15 protein-coding genes are annotated in these 16078 nt (G+C 72.7%); 5 read left to right on the top strand and 10 right to left on the bottom strand.

Annotated features, from left to right (window positions below):
- Positions 1 to 9: 9 nt before the first annotated feature.
- Entirely contained in the window at positions 10 to 525 is a 516-nt protein-coding gene (locus ABT123_RS02920; RefSeq protein WP_351308829.1) for a rhodanese-like domain-containing protein, read from the top strand.
- Between the two features lie 57 nt (positions 526 to 582).
- Here ABT123_RS02920 and ABT123_RS02915 read toward each other — a convergent pair whose 3' ends face one another.
- From ABT123_RS02915 to ABT123_RS02900, 4 genes are all read right to left on the bottom strand, one after another.
- Positions 583 to 2277, bottom strand: coding sequence for a DUF885 domain-containing protein (locus tag ABT123_RS02915; RefSeq protein ID WP_351308826.1), 1695 nt, complete (start codon positions 2275 to 2277; stop codon positions 583 to 585).
- Between the two features lie 95 nt (positions 2278 to 2372).
- Positions 2373 to 3776, bottom strand: coding sequence for a GNAT family N-acetyltransferase (locus ABT123_RS02910; RefSeq protein WP_351308823.1), 1404 nt, complete (start codon positions 3774 to 3776; stop codon positions 2373 to 2375).
- Positions 3777 to 3923: 147 nt separating this feature from the next.
- On the bottom strand, positions 3924 to 5507 hold the full coding sequence (locus tag ABT123_RS02905; RefSeq protein WP_351308820.1) for an alkaline phosphatase D family protein: 1584 nt from the start codon (positions 5505 to 5507) through the stop codon (positions 3924 to 3926).
- Between the two features lie 97 nt (positions 5508 to 5604).
- Positions 5605 to 6513, bottom strand: a complete 909-nt coding sequence (locus ABT123_RS02900; RefSeq protein WP_351308817.1) for an alpha/beta fold hydrolase — start codon at positions 6511 to 6513, stop codon at positions 5605 to 5607.
- A gap of 338 nt (positions 6514 to 6851) precedes the next feature.
- Here ABT123_RS02900 and ABT123_RS02895 point away from each other — a divergent pair, with 338 nt between their 5' ends.
- The gene (locus ABT123_RS02895) at positions 6852 to 7613 is read left to right on the top strand and encodes a GntR family transcriptional regulator (protein ID WP_351308814.1); all 762 of its coding nucleotides are present in this window, start codon (positions 6852 to 6854) and stop codon (positions 7611 to 7613) included.
- A 97-nt stretch (positions 7614 to 7710) separates the two neighbouring features.
- Here ABT123_RS02895 and ABT123_RS02890 read toward each other — a convergent pair whose 3' ends face one another.
- The 3 genes from ABT123_RS02890 to ABT123_RS02880 form a co-directional block, all read right to left on the bottom strand.
- Positions 7711 to 8865, bottom strand: a complete 1155-nt coding sequence (locus tag ABT123_RS02890; protein ID WP_351308811.1) for an ROK family transcriptional regulator — start codon at positions 8863 to 8865, stop codon at positions 7711 to 7713.
- Between the two features lie 246 nt (positions 8866 to 9111).
- On the bottom strand, positions 9112 to 9762 hold the full coding sequence (locus ABT123_RS02885) for a response regulator transcription factor (protein ID WP_351308808.1): 651 nt from the start codon (positions 9760 to 9762) through the stop codon (positions 9112 to 9114).
- Between the two features lie 4 nt (positions 9763 to 9766).
- Entirely contained in the window at positions 9767 to 10948 is a 1182-nt protein-coding gene (locus ABT123_RS02880; protein ID WP_351308805.1) for a sensor histidine kinase, read from the bottom strand.
- A gap of 108 nt (positions 10949 to 11056) precedes the next feature.
- Between ABT123_RS02880 and ABT123_RS02875 the strand changes: the two genes are divergently transcribed.
- Genes ABT123_RS02875 through ABT123_RS02865 form a run of 3 tightly spaced genes read left to right on the top strand, consistent with a single transcriptional unit; the run spans position 11057 to position 13231 of the window.
- Positions 11057 to 11968, top strand: coding sequence for an ABC transporter ATP-binding protein (locus ABT123_RS02875; protein ID WP_351308802.1), 912 nt, complete (start codon positions 11057 to 11059; stop codon positions 11966 to 11968).
- A gap of 32 nt (positions 11969 to 12000) precedes the next feature.
- The gene (locus ABT123_RS02870; protein ID WP_351308799.1) at positions 12001 to 12753 is read left to right on the top strand and encodes an ABC transporter permease; all 753 of its coding nucleotides are present in this window, start codon (positions 12001 to 12003) and stop codon (positions 12751 to 12753) included.
- A gap of 40 nt (positions 12754 to 12793) precedes the next feature.
- A complete protein-coding gene (locus tag ABT123_RS02865) occupies positions 12794 to 13231 on the top strand; it encodes a hypothetical protein (RefSeq protein WP_351308796.1) in 438 nt (145 codons plus the stop codon).
- A 12-nt stretch (positions 13232 to 13243) separates the two neighbouring features.
- Here ABT123_RS02865 and mug read toward each other — a convergent pair whose 3' ends face one another.
- The 3 genes from mug to ABT123_RS02850 form a co-directional block, all read right to left on the bottom strand.
- The gene (gene mug / locus ABT123_RS02860) at positions 13244 to 13789 is read right to left on the bottom strand and encodes a G/U mismatch-specific DNA glycosylase (RefSeq protein ID WP_351309031.1); all 546 of its coding nucleotides are present in this window, start codon (positions 13787 to 13789) and stop codon (positions 13244 to 13246) included.
- Between the two features lie 5 nt (positions 13790 to 13794).
- Complete coding sequence (gene purB / locus ABT123_RS02855; RefSeq protein WP_351308793.1) at positions 13795 to 15228, bottom strand: adenylosuccinate lyase; 1434 nt, start codon at positions 15226 to 15228, stop codon at positions 13795 to 13797.
- 71 nt (positions 15229 to 15299) lie between these two features.
- Positions 15300 to 16067, bottom strand: a complete 768-nt coding sequence (locus tag ABT123_RS02850; protein WP_351308790.1) for an SGNH/GDSL hydrolase family protein — start codon at positions 16065 to 16067, stop codon at positions 15300 to 15302.
- Positions 16068 to 16078 lie beyond the last annotated feature (11 nt).

Genomic DNA, 16078 nt, shown 5'->3' with positions numbered 1-16078 from the left:
TTTCTGGCCATGACGACGACGCAGAACACCGCGACCGCAGCAGCCGCCACCAACCCCGTGCTCCGGGTCCCCCCGGCCAGTCCGGCTGCAGCCGCCGCCTACTTCGCGGCGAGCCTCGCCTTCCACGCGGACGTGTCCGATGTCGCCGCCGCCGTCAAGGCCCACCGCGAGCAGGGTGCCGAACTCGGCTTCCAGCTGATCGACTCGCGCTCCACCCCGTCCTGGGACCAGGCTCATGTCCCCGGGGCCATCCACCTGCCGACCGCCCTGATCCCCGAGCAGGCCGAGCAGCTGCTGGACAAGAACGTCCCCGTGGTGACCTACTGCTGGGGTCCCGGCTGCAACGGCGCCACCCGGTCCGCCCTGGCACTCGCCGAACTCGGCTTCCAGGTCAAGGAGATGCTCGGCGGCATCGAGTACTGGATCCGCGAGGGCTTCGAGGTTGAGACCTGGCAGGGCACGGCGCAGCGGACCGAGGCCGACCCGCTGACCGCGCCCACCGACTCCGACGACTGCGGCTGCTGAGGCAGGCCCCCCCGGCGCCAGTCGCCGTCAGTCGCCGTCAGTCGCCGTTAGTCGCCGTCAGAGCTTCGACAGCTCGTCCACCAGGTCGTCCAGACCGAGCGACCCCTGCGACAGGGCCGCCATGTGCCAGGCCTTCAGGTCGAAGGCGTCGCCGTGCGCGGCCCGCGCGTTCTCCCGGCCCAGCAGCCAGGCCCGCTCGCCCAGCTTGTAGCCGATCGCCTGCGCCGGCATCGACAGGTAGCGGGTCAGCTCGCTCTCGACGTAGTCCGCCGGCCGGCCGCTGTGCAGGCCGAAGAACTCCTGCGCGAGCTCCGGGGTCCAGCGCTCGCCCGGGTGGAACGGCGAGTCCGCCGGGATATCCAGACCCAGGTGCATGCCGATGTCCACGATCACCCGGCAGGCCCGCATCATCTGGCAGTCCAGGTAGCCCAGCCGCTGCTCGGCGTCCTTGAGGTAGCCCAGCTCGTCCATCAGCCGCTCCGCGTACAGCGCCCAGCCCTCGGCGTTGGCGCTCACCAGGCCGATGGTGGCCTGATAGCGGGACAGCCGGTCGGCCACGTGCGCCCACTGCGCGAGTTGCAGGTGATGGCCCGGCACGCCCTCGTGGTACCAGGTGGAGACCAGGTCGTAGACCGCGAACCGGGTCTGCCCCATGGTCGGCAGCCAGGTGCGGCCCGGCCGGGAGAAGTCCTCCGAGGGGGCCGTGTAGTACGGGGCCGCGGCACCGCCGGGCGGGGCGATCCGGGACTCCACCTTCCGGACCCGCTCGGCGAGTTCGAAGTGGGTGCCGTCCAGGTTCTCGATGGCCTCGTCCATGATGCCCTGCAGCCAGGCCTGGACCTCGTCGACGCCCTCGATGTGGGTGCCGTGCTCGTCCAGGTGCCGCAGGGCCTCCCAGGGGCCGGCCCCGGGCAGGATCTTGGCCGCCTCGGTCTTCATCTCGGCGAGCAGCCGGTGGTACTCGGACCAGCCGTATGCGTACGCCTCGTCCAGGTCCAGGTCCGTGCCGTTGAAGTAGCGCGACCAGCGGGCGTACCGCTCCCGGCCGACGGTGTCGGGGCGCCCGTCGACCGCCGGGGCGTACACGTCCCGCATCCAGTCGCGGAGGTCGGCCACGGAGGCGGTGGCAGCGGCGCCCGCCGCGTCGAGCTCGGCGCGCAGGGCGTCCGGGCCGCCCGCGGCGAACTCGGTGAAGAAGGCGGGCTCCGTGCCGTCCTCGCCCGCCCAGGTGGTGAGCTGGCCGATGAAGGTGGCGGTGGGGCGCGGGCCGCCGTACAGGCCGCGGGACAGGCCCAGCTCCAGGCAGGCGCGGTAGCCGGCCAGGGCGGCCGGGACGGCGCGCAGCCGCTCGGCGATGGCGGCCCAGTCCTCGTCGGTGTCGGCCGGGGTGAGGGTGAACACCTCGCGCACCGCGTGCGCCGGGGAGTGGATGTTGCTGACGGCGAGCAGGTCCTCGTCGGCCTCGTGGACGGCGAGTTCGGCGTTCAGGCGCTCGCGCAGCAGGCGGGCGCAGCGGCGCTCGATGTCGCTGTCGGCGCCCGGCCGCTGTTCGGCGGCGTCCAGCCGGGCCAGGGTGGTGCGGGCGAGTTCGGCGACGGCGGCGCGTCCTGCCGGGGAGAAGTCCGGGAGCTTGCTCGAACTGGCGGCGACGCCGAGGTAGGTGCCGGTGATCGGGTCGAGGGCGATCAGCTCGTCGACGTAACCATCGGCGACCTGGCGCGGCAGCATGGCGGCGTGGAGGGTGTCTGACATGTGGACATCTTCGTACGGGGAACCCGCCCGCGTCACCACCGTTTTCATCCAGGCGCATGACGCGGGCGGGAAAGGGCCCGTGGCGGATGCGGTACCTAGTGCTGCGGCCGGGGCCGCTCGTACGGGACCTCGTACGGGAGCTCGTACGGCAGCCGCGAGCGGACCGGGGTGGCGTCCAGCCGGGCGGTGATCACCAGGGTGCCCTCCTCTATCAGGTAGTCGAGGGGCAGGCCGAGGGCGCGCATGGCCGCCACCATGCCGGTGTTGGAGGCCTGGGTGACGGCGTACACGCTGTCGCAGCCGGCCTCCACGGCCATCGCGATCAGCCGGCGCAGCAGCTCGGAGCCGATGCCGCGGCGCTGCCATTCGTCCTCGATCAGCAGCGCCACCTCGGTCTCGTCCCCGTCCCACAGCAGGTGGCCGAGGGCGACCAGCTTGCCGGAGGCCGTGGTGGCGGCGAGGGTGCGGCCGAACCGGGGGCTGAGCAGGTGGCCCAGGTAGCGGTCGGCGTCGGAGACCGGGCCGTGGTAGCGCAGGGACAGGGTGCGCGGGGAGCAGCGTTCGTGCATGGCGAGCGCGGCCCGGTGGTCGGCGGAGTCCGCGCGGCGCACGGTGATCTCGTTGCCCTCGGGGAGGGTCAGCACGTCCTGGCTGCGCGGGACCCGCGGTCCGAGCCGGGCGTCGAGCTCGACCAGGGCGCGGGCCCGGGCGAACTCGGTGGGAGTGAAGGGCAGATAGGGCCGTTCCACGGTGATCGCGCCGCCGGAAGGGTCGCGCAGCCGCATCACGGTGGCCTCCAGGACGCCCTCGACGGGGGCGTCGGCCGCCGCGTTCGGGCGGCCGGAGAGGGTGGTGGCGGGCAGCGAGTGAATGGTGCAGCGGCCGAGCAGCTGGCGCAGTGCGAGCGGGAGTTCGGCGGCGTCGAGGGCGGTCCGGGTGGCCAGGCCGAGGACCCGGGTGGGGGTGTCGACCAGGTCGTGGGCGTCGGCCCGCTCCATCCAGGTGCTGTGGCCGCCGGCCTCGGCGACGGCCCGCATCACCTCGGGGGAGGCCAGCTCCTGCGGGGCGCGCAGCAGGAACTCATCCACGGTGCCGCCCTCGGCGAGCGGGTGGGTCTGCAGGGTCAGGATGTCCACCCTGTGGGTGGCCAGGGCGGTGCAGAGCGCCGCCAGGCTGCCCGGTTCGTCCCGCACGGTCGTCCGCATCCGCCACAGGCTGGTGGATCCGGACGGGGCCGCGGGGACGCCGGTATCGGAGGGGGCCGTCGGCTCCGGCGGCGGGGCATGGCTGTGGCGCCGGGCCCACCAGGTGTGGAAGACGGCCGTGAGCAGGAGTGCGACGGCCGAGGCGATGAGCATGACGGGGCCGCGCGGGCCGCGGACGACGAGCTTGGCGATGGCGTCCGCGACCGCGACGGCGCAGAACAGGGCGGCCAGTTCGACGAGGTCGCGGCGCCAGTGGTGGCGGGTGGTCTTGGAACGCTGGTTCGGCTGAGTCATGCACACCACTGTGGCCAAGGGGTGTTGCGTGATCACGAACGATCTGTGACCGACTGGTTAAGGATCCATCTGGCCGATTTCGCCCTGTTTTCCTGGCGCCTTTCCCAGCTCCTTTCCTGGCGCTGTTCCGGTGCTCTTCATGGTCGGTCAGTGGCTGCCCACCTGGCCGGGCGGCAGGGTCCGGGCGAAGAGTACGCCTTCTCCCTCGGCCCGCAACCGGACGGTGAGCTCTCCGCTCTCGGCGTCGATCTCCACCTCTCCGTAATACGGCGGGTGCTCCGCCGGCGACATATTGGCCAGCGGCGCCGACCGGACGAACTCCTGGCGCGGGCCGAAGGTGGCGTCCAGCCGGCCGTGCGGGAACCCGCCGGCACCGACCGGTCCGGAGACGAACTCCCAGAACGGCGCGAAGTCGGTGAACGCGGCCCGCTCCGGCGCGTAGTGGTTCGCGGCCGTGTAGTGCACATCGGCGGTCAGCCACAGGGTGCCGGTGATCCGGCGGTGCTTGATGAAACGCAGCAGCTCGGCGATCTGGAGCTCGCGGCCGAGCGGGGCGCCGGGGTCGCCCTGGGCCACCGCCTCAAAGTCGGTGGCGCCGTCCGGGACGACGATGCCCAGCGGCATGTCGGAGGCGATGACCTTCCAGGTGGCGCGGGAGCGGGCCAGCTCGCGCCGGAGCCAGGCCAGCTGCTCGGCACCGAGGATGCCGACCGGATCGACGGTCTGGCGGCCGGGGGAGTTGGCGTTGCGGTGGGTCCGCATGTCGAGGACGAAGACGTCGAGCAGCGGACCGTGGCGGACCACCCGGTACATCCGGCCCTCGCGGCTCCGGCGCAGGTCGGTGACCGGGAAGTACTCGGAGAACGCCCGGCGGGCGCGGTCGGCGAGGACGTCCACCTCTTTGACCGTGTACCGGGGGTCTTCGAGCAGCTGGCCCGGGTACCAGTTGTTGCGGACCTCGTGGTCGTCCCACTGGGCGATCACCGGTACCTGAGCATTGAAGGCGCGCAGGTTCCCATCCAGCAGGTTGTAGCGGAAGTTCCCGCGGAACTCGGCGAGGGTCTCGGCGACCTTGGCCTTCTCCTCGGTGGTGATGTTCCGCCAGACGGTGCCGTCGCGCAGGGGGACGGTGGCCTGGATCGGGCCGTCCGCGTACACCGTGTCTCCGCTGAAGAGGAAGAAGTCCGGGTTGCGCCGGCGCATCTCGTCGAAGACCCGGAAGCCGCCGCGGTCCGGGTTGATGCCCCAGCCCTGGCCGGCCAGATCGCCGGACCACAGGAAGCGGACCCCGGAGCGGCGGGTGACCGGGGTGGTCCGGAAGGTGCCGTACACGGGCTCGCCGGTACGGCGCGGATCCTCCGGGTCGGCGAGCAGCACCCGGTAGTGGATCTGCTGCCCGGGTGGCAGGCCGTGCAGGGTGGCGGTGCCGGTGAAGTCGGTGGCCGGGCCGAGGTAGGGGCCCGGGTGCCGGCGTACCGCGTACCGGAAGGATTCGCTGGGGGAGGTCTCCACGGACATCCGGGCGGGCCGGTCGGAGCGGGTCCAGACGCCGGCCGAGAACGGGGTGATCTCGCCGGACTGGACGCCCCAGGGAGCGCTCGGGCGGCCCGAGCGGGCGAAGGCGGGGGCGGTGGGACCGGTGGCGGCCAGCGCGGCGGGCGCGCCGGGCAGGGCGAGGACGGCGGACGCGGCAAGGGAGCCGCGGAACAGGGACCGGCGGGTGTGCGGCATCGGTGCGCCTCCAGTGACGGGTCGGGCCAGTGTGCCGCCGGTACCCCGGCCCGACCGCGTCGCCGACGCGAACCGCTGGTGAACAGCCCTCAGACATTCACCTCGCGGCGCCGGCGGCGGTGTCGGAGGCGGTGTCTGAGGTGGTGTCGGCGCCGGTGTCGGTACGGGGCCGGGGGGTGCGGGCGGTGTCGAGGATGACCCGGGCGACGAGTGCCGGGTCGTCGTTCATCGGGACGTGCCCGCAGCCGGGCAGCCGGACCAGCCGGGCGTCCGGGAGGGTGTGCTTGGCCCGGATGCCCTGGCGCGGCAGCAGCAGCCGGTCCCGGGAGCCCCAGGCGATGGTCACCGGCAGGCCGGGCACGTCGTCGGTGAAGCGGACCGAGCCGCCGGCGGCCAGGGTCTGGCGGAAGCCGGTGGCGCCCCGCAGGGCGAGGGTCTCCGCGACCACGGCCTCCGGTGCGCGGCGGGCGGGCCGGGCGTAGATGGTGCCGGTGAGGGCGGCCCGGCCGGCCGCGCTGCGGGCGAGGCCCTCGATGGCGGGCAGCGGCAGGGCCTTCGCTCCGGCCCGCATGGCGAGCAGGGCTGCGAAGGCGTACCGCCGCTCGGGCTCGGTCCAGAAGCCTGCGGGGGAGAGCGCGGTCACCGAGCGGACCAGTCCGGCCCGGCCCATCGCGAGGGCGAGCAGCCCGCCGAGCGAGTTCCCGGCGACGTGGGGCCGCTCCACTCCGAGGGCCGTGCAGAGCGCGGCGAGGGCGGGGACGACGGTGGCGAGGTCGTACGGGACGCCGTCCGGGAGCGGCTCCGAGGCGCCGAACCCGGGCAGGTCGACGGCGATCACGTCGTGCTGGGCGGCGAGGATCCCGGTGACCGGCTGCCAGGCCTGGAGGTGGTGGCCGATGCCGTGGAGCAGCAGGAGGGGTTCGCCCGCGCCCTTGCGCTCGTAGGCCGCGGTGGCGGTGCGCGGCCCGAGCGGGGAATCGATGGTGAAGGACACCGTGGCGGTCATGCTGCTCCTCTGCTCCGGGCGGGTGCGGCGTTGCGGGACTCTCCGTCCGTCATGACTACCGTATGGATCACCGCATTGGCTACCGGCCGGTAGCGCCCGGTGACGCCCGGACACAAGGCCCCGGCAGGCCACCGGCCGATCCGCGAACATCCCGTGAACGGCTTGATACGTATGCCCGATCTGCCCGGCAAAGGGATGAGGATTGGTCTTGACCAAGGGGGTGCGCCGCCCTATGGTCGCAGGGATAGTGCAGGAACCTTTAATAAATAAGGGCGCGAAACCACGGCGCGAACTGCCGCTGGAACACGGCGATTGCAGCGATCGCAGGAGGAGTCAGGGTGGGGACCACGCAGCTCGAAACGGTGCCGGAGCCGAAGTACTGGCACCTCAAGACCGTGCTCAGCGAGGCGCTCGATCAGGACTTCGCGGTGGGCGAGGTACTGCCCAACGAGCGTGATCTCGCGGCCCGCTTCGGCGTCGCCCGCGCGACCCTGCGGCAGGCGCTGGAGCAGCTGGAACTCGAAGGCCGGCTGCAGCGCCGCCGCGGTGTCGGCACCACCGTCGCCCCGCCGCGCGTCGGCGTGGCCGTCGGCAGCGCCCGGCACGGCTGGCCCGGCGAGAGCGGCGACGGCTGGCAGCCCGTCGACGCCACCGAGTCCCTGCCCACCGCCGCGGTCGTCAAGCTGCTCGGCGGCCCCGCCGACCAGCCGGTGCACACCGTGCGGCGGACCCGTGTGACCCAGGGCCAGGTCGTCGCCGCCGAACTGCTCCACGTCCCGGCCTCCTCGGTGCCCGGACTCTCCGCCATCGACGCCCCCTCCGGGCCGGCCCGCGCCCGCGCGGTCCTGCGTGAACTGCAGCGCCTGGTGCTGGAAGGCCAGGACCGTGCGGTGGAGCTGGGCTCCGCCCGCGCCGACGACGCCAAGGAACTCGACCGGCTGCCCGGCGCCCCGGTCCTGCTGGTCACCACCCGCTACATCACGGCCGCCGGCACCGCCGCGGTCTCGGTGGCCACGTACCGCGCGGACACCTGCCGGCTGACCTTCGGCGACTCGGGCGACGTCGAGATAGCGCACCAGCCCGACCGCGTCGCCTCCTGAGGCGCTTGCGCCCTGAGGTGCCTGCTCCCTGAGGCGCTTGCGCCCGGAGGCCCGGGCACTGAGCCATCGGCCCGTCGCCGACCGCTGCCGAAGCGGTTCAGCGGCGGGCCGTGACCGTCTTCTCGACGGCGAACAGCTCTTCCTCCGCCTGGTCCAGCGCCAGCCGCAGCGCCCCGGTCGCCACCGCCGCCTCGCCCAACAGCGAGAGCGCCACCCGCGGCGGGCGCAGGCAGTACCGCTCCAGCTCCCGCCGCAGCGGGTCCAGTACGCCGTCCAGGCCGGCCGCCCAGCCGCCGACCACGACCAGCTCCGGGTCCATGGCCAGCACCAGCGCGGCCACATCGTGCACCAGCCGCTGGATGAACCGGTCCAGCGCGGCCACCGCCCGCTCGTCACCGCGGCGTGCCATGGCGAAGACCTCGGCCACCGCCTGCTCGTCCAGCGGATGCAGCGGTTCACCGGTCGTCGACAGCAGCTTCTCCGGGGTGACCTCCCGGCCCAGCAGATGCAGCGCGCCGATCTCGCCCGCCGCCCCGCCGAAGCCCCGGTGCAGCCGACCGCCGATCAGCGACCCGGCGCCCGGGCTGAGCCCGGCCATCACGAACACCATGTCGTCCGTGTCGCGCGCGGAGCCCTTCCAGTGCTCGCCGACCGCCGCCGCGTTCGCGTCGTTCTCCACTTGTACCGGGCACCGGAACGACCGTTGCAGCCGTTCGCCGAGCGGCAGCCCGGTCCAGCCCGGCAGGGCCGTACCCAGCCGGACCGTGCCGTCCGCCTGCACGATCCCCGGGCTGGCCACGCCGACCGCCCGCAGTGAGTCCCGCGGCACACCGGCCCGCCGCAGCAGGTCGGCGACCATGGACCGGACCTTCTCCAGCCGCTCGTCGGCGGACGCCGTCTCGGCGACCTCCTTGGTACCGGCGCCGATCACCCGCCCGTCCAGACCCGACAGCAGGGCCGCGACCCGGTGCGAACCGATCTCGATGCCCAGCAGGTGGCCCGCCTCGGCCCGGAACCGGAACCGTCTGGCCGGCCGGCCCTGCCGGCGCGCGCCTTCCTCGGCGGAGGCCTCCACCACCAGCCCGGTGCCCATCAGCCCCTCGACGACCCCCTCCACCGTCGGCCGGGACAGCCCGGTCACCCGAGTGAGGTCGGTGAGGGTCGGCGCTTCGGCCGCGCGCAGCGCGCGCAGCACCACGGCGGAATTGATCCGCCGGAGCAGAGAGGGATCCCCGCCGGTCAGCTGCCCCAACGTGTGTCCTCCCAGCTAGGCCCTGTCCGGGCGATCTCCGCGGGCCCGCGCCGCCTGGCACGGCACCTCGCTGCGTTGTCGCATCGCGCAAGTACATCCAGTACGAGCCGCGAAGCTCCGCCTTGCGATGCACCGCACCAGACGACGCGGGCTGATCCACGGAGATCGCCCGGACAGGGCCTAGTGCGCTGTCAGGCGGATCGTACTGCCCACTCCGGGCAACGGCGAGAAGCAGCCCCCCTCAGGTCAGGCGGGGGCGACGAAACCCGACTCGTACGCCGCGATCACCGCCTGGGTCCGGTCTCGCGCGCCCAGCTTCGCCAGCACCGCACTCACATGGGACTTCACGGTCTCCGTCCCCACGAACATCTCGCCCGCGATCTCCGCATTGGTGAGCCCCCGCGCCATCAGCCGCAGCACCGCCTCCTCCCGTTCGGTCAGCGCGGCCCGCTCCAGAGCCGCCCGCGCCTTGCTGTTCCCGTACTCGCCTGCCAGCGCCCGTACCGCCGCCGGGAACAGCAGGCTCTCGCCCTCTGCGACCAGCCGCACCGCGTGCACGATCTCCGCGGGCCGGGCCCGCTTCAGCAGGAACCCGTCCGCCCCGGCCCGCAGCGCCCGGTACACGTACTCGTCGTTCTCGAAGGTGGTGACCACCAGGATCTTCGGCGGGTCGGCGACGGTCTTCAGGACCGCCTTCGTGGCCTCGATCCCGTCCATCAACGGCATCCGCACGTCCATGGCCACCACATCCGGCCGCAACTGCCGGACCAGGGGGATCACCGCCGCCCCGTCGGCGGCCTCTCCCACCACCTCGATATCGGGCTGGGCATCGAGCACGGCGCGCAGACCCGCGCGCACCAGGGGTTCGTCGTCAACGAGCAATACGGTAACCGGCATCCGGTCAGCGTATTGGCTCCAGCGGAAGCCGCACGCGCACCCTCCAATTGCCCCCGGCCGGACCGGAGTCCGCGGCTCCGCCCAGCAGCGCAGCCCGCTCCCGGATCCCCCGCAGCCCGGTTCCGCTGCCGCCTGCGTCGGCTGCCGCCCCGCTGGCCGGCAGCGGGTTGACCACCTCCAACTCCAGTCCCCCGTCCGTCATCTCCACCCTCACCCGGACCGGCACCGGACCGGAATGCCGCAACACGTTTGTGAGCGCCTCCTGCAGGATCCGGTACGCCTCCCGGGTGACCGGACCCGGCAACGACTCCAGGGGACCGTGCAGTTCGGCCTCCACCACGGCCCCGGAGGCCCGGGTCGAATCGAGCAGCCGGTCCGCGTCGGCCAGGGTGGGGCGTTGGGAGGGACGCGACCCGCTGTCCCGCAGCACCGCCAGGACCCGTTCCAGATCCTCCAGCGCCGCCCGGCCCGTCTCCTCAATCGCGCACAGAGCCCGGTCGGTGAACTCCGGGTCCCCGGCCGCCCGCGCCGCGCCGGCCTGCACCACTGCCACCGTCAGGGCATGCCCGATCGTGTCGTGCAGCTCCCGCGCGATCCGGGTCCGCTCCAACAGCTGCTCCGTACGCAGCTCCAGGGCGGTCATCCGCTCGGCGGCCGAGGGCCCCAGCAGCCGGGCCGCCGTGGCGGTGATCAGCCGGCCGAGCAGATGCACGGTCAGCAACAGCAGGACCAGCGGCACCGGCACCAGCACCGCGGCCAGCCAGCGCGGCGGGACCACCGGCAGCGCCACGTCACCCTGGACCGGATACCCGCAGGCGGTGGTGATCAGCTCGACGGTGAACATCGGCAGCCAGACGGTCGGGAACATGGCGGCGAAGGCCAGCACGAGCCGTATCTCCAGCCACAGCACGGTCCGCCAGCGGTCGCCCCAGCGCTTCGAGGCCTTGGTGGATATGGCGCTGTCCTCCGACCCCCGGTCCTGCGGGGTGAGGAGGAACTGGGCCTGCAGTCCCTCCGCCATCCGCACCCAGGGGACCAGTCCGAAGGGGGCGATGATCAGAGCCGGCGCCCAGATGGCCTCCGGCTCTATGAACATCCAGATCGCCACCAGCAGCACGGGCACGCACAGGTGCAACCAGCGTGAGTACGTGACCGGTTGGAACGGGGATCGGAGCAGTTGGTACATGCCCACATCGTGACAGCCCGACCAGCACGGCCGTCTCCCCCGTGTGGGGGAGACGTTCCCCCCGCACGGGGGAGGAACAGGGGTGGGGCGGGCGGCGAATCTTGAGCCATGAACAGCATCGAGATCCGCCGACTGACCAAGGAATACGGCACCACCCGGGCCGTGGACCACCTCTCCTTCGACGTGCTGCCCGGCCGGGTCACCGGCTTCCTCGGGCCGAACGGCGCCGGCAAGTCCACCACGATGCGCCTGCTGCTGGGCCTGGACCGGGCCACCTCGGGCACGGCCACCATCGGCGGGCGGCGGTTCACCGAATTCACCGAGCCGCTCCACCACGTGGGGGCCCTGCTGGACGCCCAGGCCGCGCACGGCGGCCGGAGCGGCCGGAACCATCTGCGGGCCCTGGCAGCCGCCAACCGGATCCCGGTGCGGCGGGTGGACGAGGTGCTGGAGCAGGCCGGTATCGCCTCCGCGGCCGGCCGGCGTATCAAGACGTACTCCCTGGGCATGCGGCAGCGACTCGGGATAGCCGCCGCACTGCTCGGCGACCCCGGTGTGCTGCTGCTGGACGAGCCGACCAACGGCCTCGACCCCGAGGGCATCATCTGGGTCCGCGAGCTGATCCGGGGCCTGGCCGCCCAGGGCCGTACCGTGCTGGTGTCCAGCCACCTGATGTCCGAGACCGCCGCCTGTGTCGACCACCTCGTCGTCCTCGGCCGCGGCAAGCTCCTCGCCGACACCTCGATGGAGGAGTTCATCGACGAGCGGAGCACCGCCCGGGTGCGGCTGCGCACCTCGGATCCGATCCGCCTGCGGGCCACCCTGGCCCGGGACGGCCTGGAGCTGATCGAGGCGCCGGAAGGCCGCTGGACGGTCGACGGGATCCAGGCCGAGCAGATCGGCGCGCTCGCCGCCCGCGAAGGCATACCGATGTTCGAACTCGCCGACGAGCGGGCCTCGCTGGAGCAGGCCTACCTCGACCTCACCGCCGACCACGCCGAATTCGCCGCAGCCCACTGACCCACCGCACCACCGAAGGAGCCAGTACCGCCATGTCCACCACCGCCCTGCCCACCCGCCCCGTTCTGCACGCGGAATGGATCAAGATACGGTCGCTGCGCGGCACCTTCTGGTCGCTGATCGCCGTCTTCGTGGCCACCGCCGGGATCCAGGTGCTCACCGCCGCCGCCATCGGTACCGCCGAGGAGGGCAGCATGGGAGAGGACCCGCTGCTCGCAGCCTTCTACGGCCTTAACTTCGGGCAGATAGCCGCCATCGCCTTCGGCGCGAGCGCGTTCTCGAACGAATTCCACAACAACGCCCTGAGGGTCACCCTGACGTCGGTGCCGGACCGCACCCGCTTCTACCTGTCGAAGGTCCTCACGGTGGGCGGGCTCGCGCTGCTGGTGGGCCAGGTCACCGGGGTCGTCACCTTCCTCGCCGGCCAGGCCTTCATGGGGCAGTACGCCATCGGGCTCGGAGATGAGGGCGCGGTCCGTGCCATGGTCGGCAGCGGGGTCTACCTGGCCCTGATGGCGCTGTTCGCCGCCGGCCTGACAGCGATCCTGCGCAGTGGTACCGCGGTGCTGAGCATGCTCATACCGTTCATCCTGATCGTCTCCTTCGTCGTGGGTGAAGTCGTGGGCGGCATCAGCCAGTACCTGCCGGACCGTGCCGGTCAGATGATCATGCGTATCGAGCCGCACGGCGAGCTCGGTCCCTGGACCGGACTGGGAGTGACCGCGCTGTGGGCGCTGGCCGCCCTGGCCGGCGGCTTGCTGGCGGTGCGCCGTCGGGACGCATGACATCACGCCAGTTGTCAGTGGCCCCACGGATACTGACGGCATGACCACGGCAGAGCATCTAGAGACGATCGACCGGCTCCGGACGCGCGAGTTCCCCGCGGTCCGAGGCCGGTCGGGGCCGGTCATCAGCGGGCCCGGATACCACCTCGCCGAGCTGGGAGGGAGCCGCTGGTACGGGGACGAGGACGCGGCCGACCGACTGGCCGGCGAGGAGCAGGTGGCGGCGGAGTACGGGGCGCTGACCGAACGGCTGACGGACCGCTGGGGGAGACCGGAGGTGCTCGGCCTCCAGGGGCTGCTGACCCGGAGCGGAGCGGGCGAGGAACTGGCGGAACCCTGGCAGGAGCTGTGCGCCACGGCCGGGCACATCCACCTGTGGCGCGCCCAGGACCGGTGGGTGGCCCTCTACACGGCCCACTGGGGTGCCGACCACTCCCCACAGCTGATGGCCGCGGTGACCGTGATCGACCCGCCCTAGGGGACGACGCCCCTAGTCCGCCGGCGCCTCCGCTGCGGCGCGCAGGCGGGCGTACTCCTGGGCCATGGTCTCCGCGGTCCAGTGGGCGTTGAGGCCGCTGGGGTTGGGGAGGGCCCAGATGCGGGTGGACCCGATGGTGCGGGGCTGCTCGCCGATCGCGGCGCGGCGCTCGCCGAAAGCGGTGCGGTAGGCGGTCACGCCCACCACGGCCAGCCACTGCGGGCGCAGGAGCTCGACCTTGGCCGTCAGGATCCGGCCGCCCTCGCGGAATTCCTCCGCCGAGAGCTCGTCCGCCCGCGCGGTGGCCCGGGCCACCACATTGGTGAGGCCGAGGCGGTGGGTGAGCAGCTCCTCCTGCTCGGCGGGGGCCAGCCGGCGGGGGGTGAAGCCCGAAAGATGCAGCACCGGCCAGAAGCGGTTGCCGGGGCGGGCGAAATGGTGGCCCGTCGCGGCGGAAAGGAGACCCGGATTGATACCGCAGAAGAGCACGCGGAGACCACCCGCGACCACGTCCGGCAGGACGCGGTCACGGGCGGCGTTCAGCTTCTCGGGCGTCAGGGGGCTCAGAGGATCGACCCCGGGGTGTACCCGGCGGCCTCCGGGTGCTGCTTGGCGATCTCCTCGATGCGGGAGACCACGGTGGCGACCTGGTCGCCCGCCGCGCCCGTGAAGGACAGCTTGTCGGCCATCAGCGCGTCGAGCTGCGCCCGGTCCAGCGGGATCCGCTCGTCGGCGGCCAGCTTGGCCAGCAGCTCGTTGCGCTCGGCACCCTGCTCGCGCATGGCGAGGGCGGAGGCCACCGCGTGCTCCTTGATGACCTCGTGGGCCACCTCGCGGCCCACACCGGCACGCACGGCACCCATCAGGACCTTGGTGGTGGCCAGGAAGGGGAGGTAGCGGTCGAGCTCGCGGGCGACGACCGCCGGGAAGGCGCCGAACTCGTCGAGGACGGTCAGGAAGGTCTCGAGCAGGCCGTCGAAGGCGAAGAACGCGTCGGGCAGGGCCACCCGGCGGACCACCGAGCAGGAGACGTCGCCCTCGTTCCACTGGTCGCCGGCCAGCTCGCCGGTCATCGAGGCGTAGCCGCGCAGGATGACCATCAGGCCGTTCACACGCTCGCAGGAGCGGGTGTTCATCTTGTGCGGCATTGCCGAGGAGCCGACCTGGCCCGGCTTGAAGCCCTCGGTGACCAGTTCGTGCCCGGCCATCAGGCGGATGGTCTTGGCGATCGAGGACGGGGCGGCGGCCAGCTGCACCAGCGCGGTCGTCACGTCGTAGTCGAGGGAGCGGGGGTAGACCTGGCCGACCGAGGTGAAGGCATGGGCGAAGCCGAGGTGGGCGGCGATCCGCTGCTCCAGGTCGGCCAGCTTGGCGGCGTCGCCGCCGAGCAGGTCCAGCATGTCCTGGGCGGTGCCGACCGGGCCCTTGATCCCGCGCAGCGGGTAGCGGCCCAGCAGGTCCTCCAGGCGGCCGTAGGCGACCAGGAGCTCGTCGGCGGCGGTCGCGAAGCGCTTGCCCAGGGTGGTGGCCTGCGCGGCGACGTTGTGGGACCGGCCGGCCATAACCAGCTCGGCGTACTCGCCGGAGAGCTTGCCCAGGCGGGCGAGGACGGCGACCGTGCGGTCCCGGGCCAGCTCCAGGGAGAGCCGGATCTGGAGCTGCTCGACGTTCTCGGTGAGGTCGCGGGAGGTCATGCCCTTGTGGACGTGCTCGTGTCCGGCGAGGGCGTTGAACTCCTCGATCCGGGCCTTCACATCGTGCCGGGTGACCTTCTCGCGCTCGGCGATGGAGGCGAGGTCGACCTGCTCGAGGACGCGCTCGTAGTCGGCCAGGGCGGCGTCCGGGACCTCGATGCCGAGGTCCTTCTGGGCGCGCAGCACGGCGAGCCAGAGCCGCCGCTCCAGGGTCACCTTGTACTCGGGGGACCACAGGACGGCGAGCTCCGGGGAAGCGTAGCGGCCGGCCAGGACATTGGGGATGCGGGGCTTGGCAGTCACGTAAAGGGATTCTACTGGCCGCAGGGCTGTGGGTTTACGCAGGTCCGGGGCCCCTCCCGGGTTGTGGGTTGCTACGAGAAGGGGAGCAGCTCCGGGCGCTTTGCCGGCCGGCCGTCGCCGGAGGAGCGCCCCGTCAGGCGGCGGCCTATCCACGGCAGCAGATGCTGCCGGGCGAACCGGAGATCTTCGGTCCGCCGGGCCGCCCAGCCCGCGGGCCGGCCGGGCGGCAGTTCGGCCCGCCAGTCCTCGGCCGGCGGCAGGCCGAGGGTCTGCCAGACGGCCTCCGCCACCCGGCGGTGCCCCTCACCGGTCAGGTGCAGCCGGTCGACGTCCCAGAGCCGCGGGTCGCCGAGCACCGGCGCCCCGTACAGGTCGACCACCAGGGCCCCGTGCCGGGCGGCGAGCTCCTCCACGACCACGAAGAGCTCCTCCATGCGCGGCCGGAAGCGTTCCATCACCGGGCCGTTGCGGCCCGGCGAGCGCATCAGGACCAGCTGCCGGCAGGACGGCGCCAGCCGTTCCACGGCCTCCTCGAGGTGACCCCGGACCCGCCCCATGTCCACCTTGGGGCGCAGCGCGTCGTTCAGCCCGCCGACCAGGGTGACCACATCGGCGCGCATCGCAGCAGCCGCACCGACCTGGTCCTCGACGATCTGCCCGATCAGCTTTCCGCGGACCGCGAGGTTGGCGTACCGGAAGCCGGGCTCCCGGGCCGCCAGCCGGGCGGCCAGCAGGTCGGCCCAGCCCCGGTAGGAGCCGTCCGGCAGTCCGTCGGACATGCCTTCGGTGAAGGAGTCGCCGACCGCGACGAAACTGGTGTAAGACGCATTCATCTCCATGGCGGAGCGAT

The organism is Streptomyces sp. NPDC002054, assembly GCF_040296685.1.
In the GTDB taxonomy this organism is placed as follows: Bacteria; Actinomycetota; Actinomycetes; order Streptomycetales; family Streptomycetaceae; genus Streptomyces.
Note: the sequence above shows the minus strand (reverse complement) of the source record. Positions and strands in the feature narration are given on the sequence as shown.